Genomic DNA, 16,098 nt, shown 5'->3' on the forward strand with positions numbered 1-16,098 from the left:
AAGCGACCTAAGAAGCTTTAAAACGACCTGACAAAATAGACTTTACCGCCAAGGACTAAAGCGCATAGCCCGCTTGAGCGCCCTACCCTACTTTTCTCTCATTATCAATTTGTAAATAAATTGTTAGCAAGGAATTAACGCCGGTAATCAATCCCGCTTTTTTGTCATACAACTACTCCTCTACCGAAATTAAATCTGACGCGACTAGTCGATTTTTGGTAACGAAGGTGACAGAGTGTCACCCCAACACAACTGGAATGGTTTGTGACAAGACCAGGGAAACGAATTAAACAACAAAAGGTCGTTCTAAATTTTAACAAAACACTATTTTTGGGACGACAATAAAAAAATACGAAGCCATCATGCTTGGAGGAATATTAAAAAAATTATTAGGTGATAAATCTGTGAAAGACAGAAAAGACTATCAACCTATTATAGATAAAACAAACGAGATTTTCGTTACCCTATCATCTATCAGCGATGACGAATTAAGAGCTAGAACCATATCTTTTCAGGAGCAAATTGCGAAGGCAACTGCTGAATTAGAAAACGAAGTAGCTGACTTAGACAAGAAAGCGAATGATCCTGCAACATCTGTGATTGAAAAAGAGAGCATCTTTGATAGAATAGACAACTTATCAGGAGAGATAGACAAGAAGATAGAGGAAGTTTTAAAAGATATTCTTCCAGACGCTTTTGCTACGATTAAGGAAACAGCAAGAAGATGGTCTGCCAACAAACAGTTAGTAGTTACGGCTACAGATTTGGACAGAGAGCTTTCACTAAAAAGTGATGGTATTACCATAGATGGAGACAAAGCAATTTGGGCCAACAAATGGACAGCTGCTGGATCTGAAGTAGAATGGAACATGGTACACTACGACGTACAGTTGATGGGTGGAGCTGTGTTGCACAACGGAAACATTTCTGAGATGCAAACCGGTGAAGGTAAAACCTTGGTAGCAACATTACCTGTTTACTTAAACGCCTTGGCTGGAAAAGGAGTTCACGTAGTAACGGTGAATGACTACTTAGCAAAACGTGACTCTGAGTGGATGGGGCCGCTTTACCAATTCCACGGTTTAACGGTAGATTGTATAGACAAACATCAACCCAACTCAGAAGCGCGTAAAAAAGCTTACCGTGCCAACATTACTTTTGGTACAAACAACGAGTTTGGTTTCGATTACTTAAGAGACAACATGGCAAGTGATTTAGGATCACTTGTACAAGGAAAGCACCACTACGCTATTATAGATGAGGTGGATAGTGTATTGATTGATGATGCACGTACGCCGTTGATTATTTCTGGTCCAACACCAAGAGGTGACCAACAAGAATTTGTGGCTTTAAAACCATTGGTAGAAAAAGTAGTAAGTGCTCAAAAAGCATTGATTACAAAAGTTTTTGCTGAAGCAAAGAAAGAATTGGCTGTAATTAACGCACCACTTGAAGACAAGAAAGCACAAAAGACAGCTTTAGAAGAAGGTGGTAAGAAATTATTAAGAGCTTACAGAGGTTTACCCAAGAACAAAGCATTGATCAAATTCTTATCTGAGCCAGGTGTGAAAGCGCACTTGCAAAAGACAGAGAACTTCTACATGGCAGAGCAAAACAAGCAAATGCCAATTATCGATAACGAATTATACTTCGTAATTGATGAGAAAAACAATACAATAGATTTAACGGATAAAGGAATTGACTTAATTTCTGGAAATGATGATCCTAAATTCTATATTTTACCAGACATCGGTTCGGAGATTGCAGAATTAGAAAAAGCAGGGTTAACACCTGAAGAGTTAAGTGCGAAGAAAGATGAATTGATTAGAGATTACTCTATCAAATCTGAGCGTATCCACTCTATTAACCAATTGTTGAAAGCCTACACTTTATTTGAGAAAGAAGTAGAATACGTTATTCAAGAAGGTAAAGTAAAGATTGTTGATGAGTCAACAGGTCGTATTATGGAAGGTAGACGTTACTCTGACGGATTGCACCAAGCCATAGAAGCGAAAGAAAATGTAAAAGTTGAGGCGGCTACACAAACTTACGCTACGGTTTCTTTACAGAACTACTTTAGAATGTACCACAAGTTATCGGGTATGACGGGTACAGCGGAAACGGAAGCGAAAGAATTCTGGGACATCTACGAATTGGATGTTGTAGTAATTCCAACCAACCGTCCGATAGCCAGAGAAGACAAAAACGATTTAGTATACAAAACACAGCGTGAGAAATTCAATGCTGTTATTGAAGAGGTTCAACGCTTAACAGAACAAAACAGACCTGTATTGGTAGGTACCACTACGGTAGAGATTTCTGAATTGTTGAGTAGAATGCTTCAGATGAAAGGAATTCAGCACAATGTATTGAATGCCAAGCATCACCAAAGAGAATCTGAAATTGTAGCGGAAGCAGGTAGACCTAAAGCAGTTACGATTGCAACCAACATGGCCGGAAGGGGTACAGATATTAAACTTCAAGCGGGTGTTAAAGAAGCTGGAGGTTTAGCAATTATCGGTACGGAACGTCATGATTCTAGACGTGTTGACAGACAGTTAAGAGGTCGTGCTGGACGTCAAGGAGATCCAGGTTCATCTCAATTCTTTGTTTCTTTAGAAGATGATTTGATGCGTAAATTCGGTTCTGAGCGTATTGCACGTTTGATGGACAGAATGGGATTAGAAGAAGGTGAAGTGATTACACACAACATGATTTCTAAGTCGATTGAAAGAGCGCAGAAAAAAGTTGAAGAGAACAACTTTGGTAACCGTAAGCACTTGTTAGAATATGATGATGTAATGAACGCGCAACGTAAGGCGATTTACAAGAAACGTAAAAACGCATTGTACGGAGACCGTTTAGATTTAGACATCGCCAACATGTTCTACGACATGGCTGAGACGATTTGTAACCAATACAACGCACCAGGTTCTTTCAAAGATTTCGAATTAGACTTGATCCGTACCTTGGGTATTCAATCACCAGTTGATGAGAAAGCATTCGATTCTATGAAGAAGGATGATTTGATCAACGAGGTGTACGACAAAGCCCTTACAAAATACGAAGAGAAAAACGCGAAGTTGGCGCAGATGGTTATGCCAACGATAGAGAACTTATACCAAGATCCGGCGAATCACGACAGACACATCAAAGTTCCATTTACAGATGGAAGACGTGGTATGGAAGTGAGTTCTACGATTAAGGAAGCAAAAGAAACGAACTGTAAGTCTATCATCAAAAACTACGAAAAAGCGATTGTTTTAGGATTGATAGACAATGAGTGGAAAGAGCATTTGAGAGAAATGGACGACTTGAAAGTAGCTGTACGTCAAGCACAGTACGAGCAAAAAGATCCATTAGTAATTTACAAAATTGAATCGTTCAACTTGTTTAAGGCAATGATGAATAGATTGAATGAGGAAACTACTGAATTCTTAGTAAAAGCGATTATTCCAGTTCAACAACAGGTTCAGAGCTCTAACCAAGGAGTTCAGGCAGAGAATCATTACGACAAAGCCAAAGCAATTGAAAGAGAAGCGAGCAACCAAACGGCTACAGCTCCTCAACAATTCCAAGGTAGTCAAGGTTACGACGAAGCAATGGCGAACTCAGCGAGACAAAGTGCTCCAAAACCACAACCTGCAGTAGCAGACAAGAAAATAGAGCGTAACGCTCCTTGTCCATGTGGAAGTGGTAAAAAATACAAGCAATGTCACGGTAAATAAACACCGTACAACATAAATTGAAAAAAGGCTATCCATTGGGTAGCCTTTTTTTATTTAAGGATTTAAAAATTTAAGGATTCATGTTTCGGTACTTCGACTGTCGCTCAAAACAGCACTCCACTCGAGAACTTGTGGACGTTTGTTAGGATTTGAGGAATTTCAGTTAGAATGGGGTTAGAATTATTCTAGATCCTCTAGGAGTTTTCTTTTAGTATAAATTTTCTTTAATTTGGAGTAACTCAACCACTCAAAAGAATTATTTACATAACCCTTGATATTTATGTTTTTTTTTTTAGGTTTACTTCGATTGGAAAAGGCCTTAACCAACTCAAGGTATTTGTATTGATACCTTTTTTAAATCAATACCTAAATTAATTTCAAAAAAAGAATAAATTAATCTGACACACTTTTTGGGATATTACCAAAGGTTCCCATCTTACTTTTCAAAATATGATATTCAAACTCATCATTCTACTCCTTTTGATTCAAAGTTGTTCGAGTACAACTCGTTCTGAACTTAAAAATCAATTAATCCATCTCCAAAAAACAAAAATCAAAACTATTAACTCCAAAGATTTAAACCTTTCTCTATCTTATGCCATACAATACCCTAATTCGTCCAATATTTACTTGACAGGTGCTAGAACAGACAGCTTATTTGTATTCAAATTAAACCTTAATGATTTCGAGCTTGAAAAAGTTCTAGGCATACCTTCCAATTTTCATTTGGAAGCCTATGCTATTGATGAAAGTTCGTTAAACACCTATTTATTCACAGGGGATACATTGATGGTATTTAACCAGAATTCGAGTTTACTTAGTAAGAATGCCTTTGGAACACTTCCTAAAGGGTACATTTCCAATTTAAACCCTGTTGGATTCAATCCTATTATTGAAAACAACAACCTTTTTATTGAATACTTCCCCAACATCAAGAAAACATATAAAAGTCAATTGTTATACAGACAACCTCTTCAATTGAAAGTAGACTTGAACACTTTAAAACATGACTTTTTGAAAATGACTTATCCCAAAGAATATCAATCTAAATGTTACGGTTTCAAATTTATTCCAGATCGAATCGTGAATAGTAAAGGTGAACATATCTTTACATTTCCGTATAACGACTCTGCATATATTTACGACAAACAAGGGAATCAAGTTGATACAAGGTATTTTGGTACAGAACAGAACAATAACTTTCCGTTTATACCATATGAAGAAATTCAGAACTTACAATCTGAGGTATTCAATCAATTTAACCAAGAAATATCTCACTATGCATTTACCCAAGCTCATACCTACTCCAATTTGCTCACAAGACATTTCATTACTAAGGAAAATTCTTCTAACCAAACACAGAATGAAATTGTGTTTTATAATTCAGATTGGGAATATTTAGGGAACATCAAAACAAAAAAAATACTTTGTTTATTCGACTCTGAAAAACATGGATTAGTTCAGCTCAAAATTCACAACGAAAACATTGAAATATATGATTATAAATTTTAAAAACTACGGATTATATACTCTACTATATTTTCTTTTCACAATTACGTCATGCAGTTCAATTGAAAAAGACAATGTCAATACTTACTCTAAGATTGAAATGTACACCAAAGAAAATTACAAAAACCGAGTTGAATCTTTTATATCTACATTTGAATATGCACCAAAATACGCACTGATAGATTATGGTAATTGTGCTCAATGTTCGCAAGGTTTTATCGACAACTTTTTCATGGTTTTACCTAAAAATGAAGAAATTAGAGTGATTTTTAACGACTCCTCTGTTTATTTCAAGTTTCATGAAGCTTTTCCAAAATTACTATGGGACTATTCAAAACTGGAAAACTGGAAAAAAAACAACATTGAAAGTTCGAAAATTCTGTATTACGAGCAATTGGAATCAGGTGGTCTTAGGTTATTAAACTGATAAAGAAATCTGGTTTTAGAGAGTTTTCTATTTCACAGTAAATAAACACCGTACAACATAGATTAAAAAAAGGCTATCCATTGGGTAGCCTTTTTTTTATTTAAGGATTTAAGAACAGACTTGCGTCTGTGATTTAAAAATTTGATGGATTTGAGCAATTTCAGTTTGAGTGGTGGTAGAATTATTCGAGATCTCTAGAAATCTAAGTGTCTAGCTTCTCATTTCAATTGAAGTAATACAGCAACTCAAACGAAATATTTTCTAAAATAAGCGTATCGTTAACATCCATTTCATTTATTAATCTGCAGGAAGGAATATTCCCTTTTACTTTTTGTTTCACATGATATTCACTCTGTTCTTTTAAGAAAGATTCTGTGATATCCACATACGCATCCGTTTCTTGCGAAAAATTCTTTGTGGTGTAATTCTTCTGATCTTTCGAGTAGTTCACTACTATTCCGGCGTTGTTATTCAACTGAAAAGGATGAGCTCCCACATAAGCTACTTCCTCCGTTGCTGCAACTACGTCGGCTTCATAAATCCCTTTGTCAACTGCGTAGTAAGCAAAAGCAATTTCTAGCAGCTCTTCATTGCTTTGGTTTCTATTCCTTACCAAACCTTTATTTTCATAGAAATAGTGATAATCCTGCTGGTTACCTCCCGTTACGATAATTACTTGACCAGATCCTCCGGTGTAGTTTACATTGTTTTCACCATCGTTCATGGAATAGTCCTTCCCCTCTTTCGTATAGGAAATTCTATCTTCAATTTCTTTTGGTTCTGGTGGTGTGTTGGGTACAGGAATTTCTTTTTTACATGCCGTTATAGATACGAGCACTACGAATGACAATAGTATTTTTTTCATTAGAATTGATTTAAGTGTGTTACGAAAATATAAAAACTACGCTTTGTTCCGCCCACAGCCTTGAATAATTAATGTTAAATGAATTAAAATCCGTTTCTTTGTACTCGATTTTAGAGATTATGGCACATAAAGCAGGTTTTGTTAATATAGTAGGGAGTCCAAACGTTGGTAAATCTACCTTGATGAACCGATTGGTTGGGGAAAAATTATCCATTGTAACTTCAAAGGCGCAAACTACGCGTCATAGAATTCACGGTATTGTAAATGAGGAGGATTATCAGATCATTTTTTCAGATACTCCGGGGGTTGTAAACTCTGCTTACAAGTTGCACGATGCCATGATGAGCTACGTGGAATCTTCTTTAAAAGATGCCGATGTTTTGTTATTCATTACAGACATTTTTGAAGATGAAATGAACCACAAGGCGACACTAGACAGAATCAAAAGATTGAAATGTCCGGTACTTTGTTTGGTGAACAAAATTGACATCAAAGATCAGGAGAAAGCGGCAGAACGTTTGGCGTACTGGCAAGAACAATTGCCAGAAGCTAGAGTTTTACCAATTTCTGCTTTGCATGGATTTAACGTAGATGCAGTTTGGGAAATCTTATTGGAATTGTTACCAGAAAACCCACCTTACTTTGATAAGGATGAGATCTCGGACAGACCGATGCGTTTCTTCGTTTCTGAAATCATAAGAGAAAAGATTTTCTTAAACACGAAAAAAGAAGTGCCTTACGCTTGTCAGGTAGAAATTACCGACTACAAAGACGAAGGACACATCGTAAAAATAAGAGCCGTAATCATAGTTGAACGCGACTCACAGAAAGGGATAATAATTGGTCAACAAGGCCGCATGCTGAAATACATAGGTATAGACGCACGAAAAGATTTAGAAGCATTCATTGGTAAAAAAGTATTCTTAGAAACTTTTGTTAAGGTGGACAAAGACTGGAGAGCTTCTGAAGGTAAATTAAAGAAATACGGATACTAAGATGAGTAACATTATTGCGATAGTAGGGAGACCCAACGTTGGGAAATCTACACTTTTTAATCGACTAACTGAATCGCGCAAGGCGATCGTTAAAGAAGTTAGCGGTGTTACGCGAGATAGAATATATGGACGTGGAGAATGGTGTGGTGTTGATTTTTCTGTAATTGATACAGGAGGTTACGTACAAGGTTCTGACGATATATTCGAAGATGAAATTGCCAAGCAAGTAAAGATAGCCATAGAAGAAGCTAACGTGATTATATTCATGGTAGATGTAATGACAGGAATTACAGACTTGGATGATGCGGTAGTAAACATTTTACGTAAGACGAAAAAGAAAATCTTCATTGGCGCAAACAAAGTTGATAACACAGATAGAATTGGTCTTTCTTCAGAATTCTGGGGATTAGGTTTAGGTGATGTTTATGACTTATCTGCAGTGAATGGATCTGGAACCGGAGAATTGTTAGATGATATCATCAAAGAATTCGACCAAGAGGACGATACAGACCTAGAGGAAGGATTACCAAGAATTGCTTTTGTTGGAAGACCTAACGTAGGTAAATCATCTATGATCAATGCTTTGATTGGTGAAGACAGAAATATCGTTACTAATATTAGTGGTACAACACGTGATTCAATCAATACAAGATACAATGCCTACGGTTTTGACTTCGTAATTATTGATACAGCAGGTATCCGTAAAAAGGCGAAAGTTACTGAGGACATAGAATATTACTCTGTTTTGCGTTCAATTAGAACGATAGAGAATTCTGATGTTTGTGTATTTATGATAGATGCTCAAGAAGGAATTCAAAAACAAGATTTGAACATTTTCTACATCTGTGAGAAAAACCACAAAGGAGTTGTAGTATTGGTAAACAAGTGGGATTTAATTGAAAAAGACCACACTACTACCAAGGCTTTTGAAGAAAAGATTAGAGAGCAGTTAGCGCCGTTTAACAATGTTCCTATCATCTTTACATCTGCCTTAACAAAGCAGCGTATACACAAAGCGTTAGAAACAACGATGGAAGTATACGAAAACAGAATTAGAAAAATACCAACATCAGTATTGAATGATGTTATGCAAGAAGTGATGGAACACAATCCACCACCTTCGGTGAAGGGGAAATTTATTAAAATTAAGTTTGTGAGTCAGTTACCAACCCACGCCCCAGCCTTTGCTTTCTTCTGTAACTTACCCCAATACATTAGAGATGATTACAAGCGATTCTTAGAAAATAAATTAAGAGAGAACTTTGATTTTGAAGGAGTTCCGATTCGTATATTCTTCAGGAAGAAGTAGATGGATATTTAGAAAGATAGAGGAAGGAAGCTGGGAGGCTTCCTTTTTTTTGGTCTCAAGTAATAAAAAATCTAAGTAGGTCGATAATTTCCCAATTCACACTTCTTAAAAAACAACTCGTATTTAGGGATTTGATATTTTCGGTGATTGTATTTAAAAGTAAACTCATCTAAATATACCTGTAAATGTAAAAGACTTACACCGTGATGAATCCCTTCTATGATCCTATTTACATTGTGCTGTAAGATTTTATCCATCCTCTCATTTAAGACACAAGTAGTGTTGCTAATGTTATTTTCACAAGCAATTGGGCAGATTTCAGTAGCTTTATATAATTTGGGAAAGGAATTATTGAATGGTTTATCAAGTAACTTGTTTTTTATTTCAATACATTTCATCAATGATAATTTAAACCTCAACAATTTCACCTTGTTTTGAGAGCTAAAGTACAACCTTGAATTCTTTGGTAATGCATGTAATTTACCATCCTTAATCTTCAACTCATCCATGGCTGGTAATTTCTTACATAAACTAAATACTAGACGGTCATTAATTTTACTGATTTCATAACGTATTTTCATGGACATATAGTACACCTTTTTATAGTGTTTACATCCCAACTTACGCTGGAGTTCCTTGTTTGACATAGGTTTCTTTGCATCAAGAATAAAATAAATGGCATACAACCATTCCTTATATGTTGCTTTAGAATTCTTCATAAAAGTCAACATCTTCACGGTCGTTTTACTTCTACAATCCAAGCATCTCCAGTATTTATGCTTATCCTTCCAGGTTATCTTTTCACTTTTACAATGGTGGCATTTTGGTCGTTTTTGATCTATTTCTTTTTTAAAATAATCAAAGCACTCCTCCTCGGTAGAAAATCGTTTTACGAATTCATATTCTGACATGATAGTTAAGGTTAATGGTTGATTCACTAAAAGTTAAGAAAATCCATTCAAAAAATAAAATTTTGGAAACTAACGACCTACTTAACAACTTTTCTTTCAAGCTCCTAATCCCCCTCCTCCCCCCTCCATTATTTTAATCCTACCCCCCTTTTTCTGTAACTTTTCTAACCTCCAGAATTTAAAATTTATATTACATTTGCTTTACCAAAAAAAAAATTATAATGGCAAGTAAATTCCAAGCTGAGATTGATGCTTTCATGGCGAAAGTAAAAGCTATTCATGGACATGAAGCTGAATTTATTCAAGCAGTTGAAGAGGTTGCAGAAACTGTAATCCCTTTCATGAATGATAATCCAAAATACAAAGAACACAACATTTTAGAGCGTATCGTTGAACCTGAAAGAACTATCATCTTTAGAGTTCCTTGGTTAGACGACAACGGAAAACCACAGGTGAACAGAGGATACCGTGTTGAGTTTAACTCTGCTATCGGACCATACAAAGGTGGTTTACGTTTCCACCCTTCTGTTAACTTGTCTATCCTTAAATTCTTAGGATTCGAGCAAATCTTTAAAAACTCTTTAACTACTCTTCCTATGGGAGGTGGTAAAGGTGGATCTGATTTCGACCCTAAAGGAAAGTCTGACAATGAAGTAATGCGTTTTTGTCAATCTTTCATGACAGAATTATCTCGTCACATTGGACCAGATACTGACGTACCAGCTGGAGATATAGGTGTTGGTGGACGTGAGATCGGTTACATGTTCGGACAATACAAGAGATTAAGAAACGAATTTACTGGTGTTTTAACTGGTAAAGGACGTAACTGGGGTGGATCTTTAATTAGACCAGAAGCTACAGGTTACGGTACAATTTACTTCGCTAAAGAAATGTTAGCAACTAGAGGAGATAGCTTTGCTGGTAAAACAGTAGCAATTTCTGGATCTGGAAACGTTGCTCAATACGCTTGTGAAAAAGTAAATGAATTCGGTGGTAAAGTTGTTTCTTTATCTGATTCTAAAGGATACATCTACGATCCAGCAGGAATTGACGCGGAGAAATTAGCTTACGTAATGGAATTGAAAAACGTAAGACGTGGAAGAATTTCTGAGTACGCTGATAAATTCGAAGGTGCATCTTTCCACGAAGGAGAGCGTCCTTGGGGATTAAAAGTTGATGTTGCAGTACCTTGTGCTACACAAAACGAATTGAACGGAGAGGAAGCTAAAACTTTATTGGCGAACGGATGTATCTGTGTTGCTGAGGGTGCAAACATGCCTTCTACTCCAGAAGCTATCGAAGCATTCCACGCTGCTAAAATCTTATTCTCTCCAGGTAAAGCTTCTAACGCTGGTGGTGTTGCTACTTCAGGTTTAGAAATGTCTCAAAACTCATTGAGAATGAGCTGGACAGCTGAAGAAGTTGATGCTAAATTACATGGAATTATGGTAAGCATCCACGAACAGTGTGTGAAATACGGTACAATGGAAGATGGAACTGTTGACTACGTGAAAGGTGCAAACATTGCAGGTTTCGTTAAAGTTGCAGATTCAATGATCGATCAAGGTTTGGTTTAGTCCAAAACAAAATATATCAAAAAAGCCGATTCCAATGGAGTCGGCTTTTTTGTTTTAAAGATGTTTAGAAGGTTAGACCGTTTGACAAAATAGGTTTTAACCCAAGCTTATCCAGCAGTGCCAAGATACAATCATCAAATCCTTCAAATTATTGAATTGTTGAATTGTTGAATTGTTGAATAAAAAAAAGCTACCCCTTTCGAAGTAGCTATTCTCAATTGCTCAATACTTTTAAAAATCGTTGTCATCATTAGCGTTATCCTCTAAGTAGTCAACGTCTTCGTGTTTATCTTCATATTCCTCTCTAACGTCATCTCTTAAAATTCCGTCTTCATCGAAATCATCATCGTCTTCTACTATACTAATCGCCTTAACCCTGTTCATGCGCACTAAGTAATACACATCATCCGTTTCAAAAGGTAAGCCCATTTTTTCATCACCGTCTTTTGTATTAAAACTAATAAGGTGATGCGCAAAACCCCTTGGATAAACCAATTTGATTTGCTCCTTTACCGACTCCGACAATTGGTCGTAGTCTTTCATAATTCTAGGTTTACTCATTGCATTAAGATTAATTTCCTTTAACAAACATATTCCATTTTCTAATTCAACAATAATAATTCGCTACTTTTTTTTTCACGAATTTACCATGTGATTGGCAAGCTTTGGAAAACAGTTATATAGGGCCGAACTTAAATTTTCTCCTAAATCCATACTGTCTATAGCATCCTTCATACAGCGCAACCATTCGTCTCTTGCCTCCTCCGTAATCTTGTGTGGAATGTGTCTCATTCGCATTCTCGGCGGACCGTATTTTTCTATATAATATTGTGGCCCTCCTAAAAACTGACATAAAAAACGAAACTGTTTATCTTTAATTTCTTCTATATCATTTTTGAAAAGGTGAGATATAACCGGACTCTCAAAAACGCGTGCATAAAATCTATTCACCAGTTCTTTGATGGCCTGCTCTCCCATCACCTCATATATTGTCATCATCTATTTTTTTCCTCCGTTGTTTAAAGCCTTCATAATTGCATCAACTTTTGTAATGCACTCCTCATATTCAGATTCAGGGTTAGAGTTAATCGTAATGGCTCCTCCTACCGGACAACTTAAATATCTATTGGCTTTACTGTAAAGTATACTTCTTATCACTACATTGAAATCGAAATCACCGTTGGGTTTGATATAACCAATAGCACCAGAATAAACCCCGCGCTTGAAAGATTCAAACTCTTCAATAAGTTCCATAGCACTAATTTTAGGAGCCCCTGTCATACTTCCCATAGGAAAAAGCGCTTTCAACAACTCCACGATGGTTGTTCCCTCTTTCTGATCAGCATGTATGGTAGAAATTAACTGGTGTACTGTTTCAAAAGAGTAAATACCAAATAACTCGCGCACATTTACACTTCCCTTTTTCGCTACTTTCGACAAATCGTTTCTTACCAAATCCACGATCATTACATTTTCAGCCTTCTCCTTTGGATCTTTGGTCAGCAGATCGCGCAAGCGTACATCCTCTTCTTGGTCTGCCCCACGCTTACTTGTTCCCTTAATCGGTTGAGAAATTAAATCATCACCCGTTTTTTGTAGAAAACGTTCTGGACTACCACATAAGATATAATTCCCTTCAAACTGTATGTAAGACGAAAAAGGTGCTCGGGTAACATTGTTCATTTTAAAATACTCCCCTAAGGGATCTATTAAATCCACATTTTCGGCGTAGAATTCTTGACAAAAAGTAACCTCATAAATATCTCCCTGTTGGATATGATTTTTCAAGCCTTTAATTTTCTCCAAATACTCCTCCTTAGAAATTCTCGATTGAAAATTAATTTCCTGTTTCGGGTATTGAGCCATGATTTCCTTCTCCAAAAAATCAACAACGAAATCCAGTGCCACTGTATCTCTATCGCCACTTAAGAACTTTAAATTTTCTGACTTTAATTCTACCACATATTTCGGTACGTAAAAAAACATATCCGGAAAACCTAACCCATCATTATTCTCCGATTTCAGGTCTTCTATTTCATTTTTGATATCATACCCCAAATACCCAAACATGTACTTTTCTTTATGGGTCTGTGTAAAATCATATAAATCTTTTAAAGCGTTACCAACATTGGCTTTCATCACTGGTCCTTCCCCAAAAGCAAGGAGTCCGCTACCGTCGTTACTATTGAGATATACTATAGGAAAATCTTTCATTGGAGTGTTTTTAGTTGTACCCTGAGTTTGTCTTACTCAAAGTTAACAATACAGAATTATTTTTTTTAACTTCACTATACAAAGTTTACTGTATGATCTACCGCATTCTTAAGTTTTTAATTGGAATTGGAATACGCTTGTATTACAAAGAAATAAAAATCAATGAGAAAAAATACCTCAATACGGAGGGTCCCTTAATCATCATTGCTAATCATCCCAACACGTTGATGGATGCATGGGTAATGGGAATGATTTCGAAAAAGCCTATTTACTACATGGCCAAGGCAACTTTGTTCGATTCCAAATTTAAGTTAAGGCTACTCAGAAGTTTGAATATGATTCCCATTAATCGTCAGGGTGAAGGAACAACACGAGGTGTGGACAACACACAATCTTTTGAAGAATGTTACAAAAGATTAGAAGAGGGTAAAACTTTGGTGATTTTCCCTGAGGGGACCAGCTACAAAGAAAGAGTGCTGCGTAACCTTAAAACAGGAACTGCAAGAATAGCCTTAGAAACAGAAAAAAGAAACGAGGGAAAACTAAACTTAAAAGTGGTGGCAGTTGGTCTGAATTACTCGCAACCCGAAAAATTCAGGTCTAAAATATTGGTCAACATAGATGAACCGAAAGCCGTAAAACCTTACTTAGAAGAATACCTTAAAAATCCGTCAGGTGCCAGTAAAAAACTCACAGAGAATTTCAGAGCCCGATTGGAAAAAGTTCTGGTTACAACCCAAAACAAAGAAGAAGATGAGCTCGTTGAAGATTTGCATAAAATCCTCAACTCTAAATACATCAAACAAAAAGAAAAAGGGGTAAAAGCAGAAGTAAATCATTTAAAAGACATCACCGAAAGTTTGATAGAAATTAACTTGTCTGAACCTTGGCTCATACAAGAAATTCAATCCAAAGTGGATGGTATTAAATGGAGATTGGATAAAATGCAAATCCGTGCTGACTTCTTAGATAGAAGGTTTAGGAGTACCATGTTTTTTAGACAGGTATTGCTTGCCGTTATGTTTATTGTTCTGGCTATTCCAGTATTTATTTTCGGACTTATCCACAATATCCTTCAATACTTATTAACCGATTGGATCATTCCAAAACTTTCAAAAGACATAGAATACTATGCTCCTTTTGCTGTGTTTTTAGGACTCTTTTTCTATCCGGTAACCTATGGCTTGTTCACTTATTTTGCTGTAACTCAATTTCATTTGAATTGGGTAGAAGCCCTCTTCTATTTTGCTAGTTTACCGCTTTCGGGCATCTTTGCCTATTGGTTTGCGCGTTACTTAAAACACATCAGTTACAAATGGCAATACATGCTTATTATGATGGATAAAAAACATGCCTTAGACGACCTTAAAAAAGAAAGAGATGAACTCAGAAAACTCATTTTCTCTGAGGCATAAAAAAAATCAATAAGCGAATAAACATTCTAAGCTTTCCTATGTTAAGTTAAGCAGCTATCTTTGGCTGCGAATCTTTAAGTATGAAAAAAACAGGCGTATTACTCATCCAATTAGGAACACCAGATAGTCCCTCTAAAAAGGATGTTAGAAGATATTTAAGTGAATTTTTAAATGATCCAAGGGTAATTGATTTACCTTGGTTAGGAAGAAAACTTTTAGTGAACGGAATTATTGTTCCTTTTAGAACGAGTAACTCTTCTAAAATCTATAAAGAACTTTGGGATTTTGGGAATGGAATTTCTCCTTTAATTACCCATACAGAAAGTGTAACTAAACTTACGCAGGAAAGATTTAAGGCTGAAGAAAATGTGCACGTTCACATGGCCATGCGTTACCAAAACCCTTCTATGGATGTGGTCTTGGAGGAAATGAGGAAATTGAAATATGACAGAATCGTTATTCTACCACTTTTCCCTCAATATGCAAGTGCTTCTACGGGGTCTGCCATAGAAAAAGCAATGAATATCATTCGTAAATGGTGGGTGATTCCGGAAATCAATGTGGTATCTCAATTCTATGACAACCCTGCTTATATAGATGCAGTTGTAGATAGAGCAAAAGACTTTGATTTATCTTCTTACGATAGAATCTTATTCTCCTACCACGGTTTACCTACACGCCAGGTAGATAAAGTTTACGATGAAAACTTATGTGAAGACCAACCTTGTGAAACGGAAATTAATGAGAAGAATCAATTCTGTTACAAAGCAACTTGTTTTGCAACCTCTCGATTAATTGCAGAAAAACTTGGAATTAAAGAAGGAGATTACACAGTTGGTTTCCAATCTCGTTTGGATAAGAATTGGTTGGAGCCCTTCTCTGATAAACTGATAGAGAAATGGGCCAAAGAAGGTGCTAAAAGAGTTTTAGCGTTTAGTCCAGCCTTTGTTGCCGACTGTTTAGAAACTATAATAGAAATCGGAACAGAATACCACGAAGATTTCCAAGAAATGGGTGGGGAAGCGGTTCATTTAGTACCAAGCTCTAACGATCATCCACGTTTTGTAGATTGTTTAGAAGACGAGATTAGAAAATATCTGAATTAATAACATAAAAAAAGGCTAACCATAAGGTTAGCCTTTTTTCTT

The 16,098-nt window shown here is 36.2% G+C and carries 13 protein-coding genes; 8 read left to right on the forward strand and 5 right to left on the reverse strand.

The window, feature by feature from the left end; genetic code table 11:
* Window positions 1–362: 362 nt before the first annotated feature.
* From secA to BM327_RS11435, 3 genes are all read left to right on the forward strand, one after another.
* On the forward strand, window positions 363–3,728 hold the full coding sequence (gene secA, locus BM327_RS11425) for a preprotein translocase subunit SecA (RefSeq protein ID WP_090249733.1): 3,366 nt from the start codon (window positions 363–365) through the stop codon (window positions 3,726–3,728).
* Between the two features lie 450 nt (window positions 3,729–4,178).
* Window positions 4,179–5,240, forward strand: a complete 1,062-nt coding sequence (locus BM327_RS11430; protein ID WP_090249736.1) for a DUF4221 family protein — start codon at window positions 4,179–4,181, stop codon at window positions 5,238–5,240.
* Complete coding sequence (locus tag BM327_RS11435) at window positions 5,224–5,664, forward strand: hypothetical protein (protein ID WP_139230350.1); 441 nt, start codon at window positions 5,224–5,226, stop codon at window positions 5,662–5,664. The genes BM327_RS11430 and BM327_RS11435 overlap by 17 nt, the downstream gene beginning before the upstream one ends.
* 223 nt (window positions 5,665–5,887) lie before the next feature.
* Here the strand turns inward: BM327_RS11435 and BM327_RS11440 are convergent, their stop codons facing one another.
* Window positions 5,888–6,529 carry a hypothetical protein gene (locus BM327_RS11440; RefSeq protein ID WP_090249746.1) on the reverse strand — a complete coding sequence of 214 codons (642 nt, stop codon included), beginning with the start codon at window positions 6,527–6,529 and terminating at the stop codon, window positions 5,888–5,890.
* A gap of 119 nt (window positions 6,530–6,648) precedes the next feature.
* Between BM327_RS11440 and era the strand changes: the two genes are divergently transcribed.
* Together era and der are read left to right on the forward strand one after the other, a co-directional pair.
* A complete protein-coding gene (gene era, locus BM327_RS11445) occupies window positions 6,649–7,524 on the forward strand; it encodes a GTPase Era (protein ID WP_090249956.1) in 876 nt (291 codons plus the stop codon).
* A gap of 1 nt (window position 7,525) precedes the next feature.
* The gene (gene der / locus BM327_RS11450; RefSeq protein ID WP_090249749.1) at window positions 7,526–8,833 is read left to right on the forward strand and encodes a ribosome biogenesis GTPase Der; all 1,308 of its coding nucleotides are present in this window, start codon (window positions 7,526–7,528) and stop codon (window positions 8,831–8,833) included.
* 71 nt (window positions 8,834–8,904) lie between these two features.
* Here the strand turns inward: der and BM327_RS11455 are convergent, their stop codons facing one another.
* Window positions 8,905–9,744 (reverse strand): hypothetical protein, encoded by an 840-nt coding sequence (locus tag BM327_RS11455; protein ID WP_090249754.1) that lies wholly within the window; start codon window positions 9,742–9,744, stop codon window positions 8,905–8,907.
* Between the two features lie 221 nt (window positions 9,745–9,965).
* Between BM327_RS11455 and gdhA the strand changes: the two genes are divergently transcribed.
* The gene (gene gdhA / locus BM327_RS11460; protein WP_090249757.1) at window positions 9,966–11,321 is read left to right on the forward strand and encodes an NADP-specific glutamate dehydrogenase; all 1,356 of its coding nucleotides are present in this window, start codon (window positions 9,966–9,968) and stop codon (window positions 11,319–11,321) included.
* A gap of 231 nt (window positions 11,322–11,552) precedes the next feature.
* Here the strand turns inward: gdhA and BM327_RS11465 are convergent, their stop codons facing one another.
* From BM327_RS11465 to BM327_RS11475, 3 genes are all read right to left on the reverse strand, one after another.
* A complete protein-coding gene (locus tag BM327_RS11465; RefSeq protein ID WP_090249760.1) occupies window positions 11,553–11,882 on the reverse strand; it encodes a hypothetical protein in 330 nt (109 codons plus the stop codon).
* 75 nt (window positions 11,883–11,957) lie between these two features.
* Window positions 11,958–12,320 (reverse strand): globin domain-containing protein, encoded by a 363-nt coding sequence (locus tag BM327_RS11470; RefSeq protein WP_090249764.1) that lies wholly within the window; start codon window positions 12,318–12,320, stop codon window positions 11,958–11,960.
* Window positions 12,321–13,535: an anthranilate synthase component I family protein gene (locus BM327_RS11475; protein WP_090249768.1), complete on the reverse strand. Its 1,215-nt coding sequence runs from the start codon at window positions 13,533–13,535 to the stop codon at window positions 12,321–12,323.
* 92 nt (window positions 13,536–13,627) lie between these two features.
* On the opposite strand from BM327_RS11475, the gene BM327_RS11480 reads away from it, so the two are divergent.
* Both BM327_RS11480 and hemH read left to right on the forward strand, forming a co-directional pair.
* Window positions 13,628–14,950 (forward strand): 1-acyl-sn-glycerol-3-phosphate acyltransferase, encoded by a 1,323-nt coding sequence (locus BM327_RS11480; protein ID WP_090249771.1) that lies wholly within the window; start codon window positions 13,628–13,630, stop codon window positions 14,948–14,950.
* A gap of 80 nt (window positions 14,951–15,030) precedes the next feature.
* On the forward strand, window positions 15,031–16,056 hold the full coding sequence (gene hemH, locus BM327_RS11485; protein ID WP_090249776.1) for a ferrochelatase: 1,026 nt from the start codon (window positions 15,031–15,033) through the stop codon (window positions 16,054–16,056).
* Window positions 16,057–16,098: the final 42 nt, after the last annotated feature.

The sequence above is a fragment of the Lishizhenia tianjinensis genome, assembly GCF_900116425.1.
GTDB lineage: Bacteria > Bacteroidota > Bacteroidia > Flavobacteriales_D > Crocinitomicaceae > Lishizhenia > Lishizhenia tianjinensis.

What these genes read in the sequence shown, in the direction of transcription:
- BM327_RS11480 (WP_090249771.1), top strand. Translation starts at nt 13,628, where the DNA reads ATGATCTACCGCATTCTTAAGTTTTTAATTGGAATTGGAATACGCTTG.
- BM327_RS11440 (WP_090249746.1), bottom strand. Translation starts at nt 6,529, where the DNA reads ATGAAAAAAATACTATTGTCATTCGTAGTGCTCGTATCTATAACGGCA.
- BM327_RS11430 (WP_090249736.1), top strand. Translation starts at nt 4,179, where the DNA reads ATGATATTCAAACTCATCATTCTACTCCTTTTGATTCAAAGTTGTTCG.
- BM327_RS11470 (WP_090249764.1), bottom strand. Translation starts at nt 12,320, where the DNA reads ATGATGACAATATATGAGGTGATGGGAGAGCAGGCCATCAAAGAACTG.
- secA (WP_090249733.1), top strand. Translation starts at nt 363, where the DNA reads ATGCTTGGAGGAATATTAAAAAAATTATTAGGTGATAAATCTGTGAAA.
- der (WP_090249749.1), top strand. Translation starts at nt 7,526, where the DNA reads ATGAGTAACATTATTGCGATAGTAGGGAGACCCAACGTTGGGAAATCT.
- BM327_RS11435 (WP_139230350.1), top strand. Translation starts at nt 5,224, where the DNA reads ATGATTATAAATTTTAAAAACTACGGATTATATACTCTACTATATTTT.
- BM327_RS11465 (WP_090249760.1), bottom strand. Translation starts at nt 11,882, where the DNA reads ATGAGTAAACCTAGAATTATGAAAGACTACGACCAATTGTCGGAGTCG.
- hemH (WP_090249776.1), top strand. Translation starts at nt 15,031, where the DNA reads ATGAAAAAAACAGGCGTATTACTCATCCAATTAGGAACACCAGATAGT.
- era (WP_090249956.1), top strand. Translation starts at nt 6,649, where the DNA reads ATGGCACATAAAGCAGGTTTTGTTAATATAGTAGGGAGTCCAAACGTT.
- BM327_RS11455 (WP_090249754.1), bottom strand. Translation starts at nt 9,744, where the DNA reads ATGTCAGAATATGAATTCGTAAAACGATTTTCTACCGAGGAGGAGTGC.
- BM327_RS11475 (WP_090249768.1), bottom strand. Translation starts at nt 13,535, where the DNA reads ATGAAAGATTTTCCTATAGTATATCTCAATAGTAACGACGGTAGCGGA.
- gdhA (WP_090249757.1), top strand. Translation starts at nt 9,966, where the DNA reads ATGGCAAGTAAATTCCAAGCTGAGATTGATGCTTTCATGGCGAAAGTA.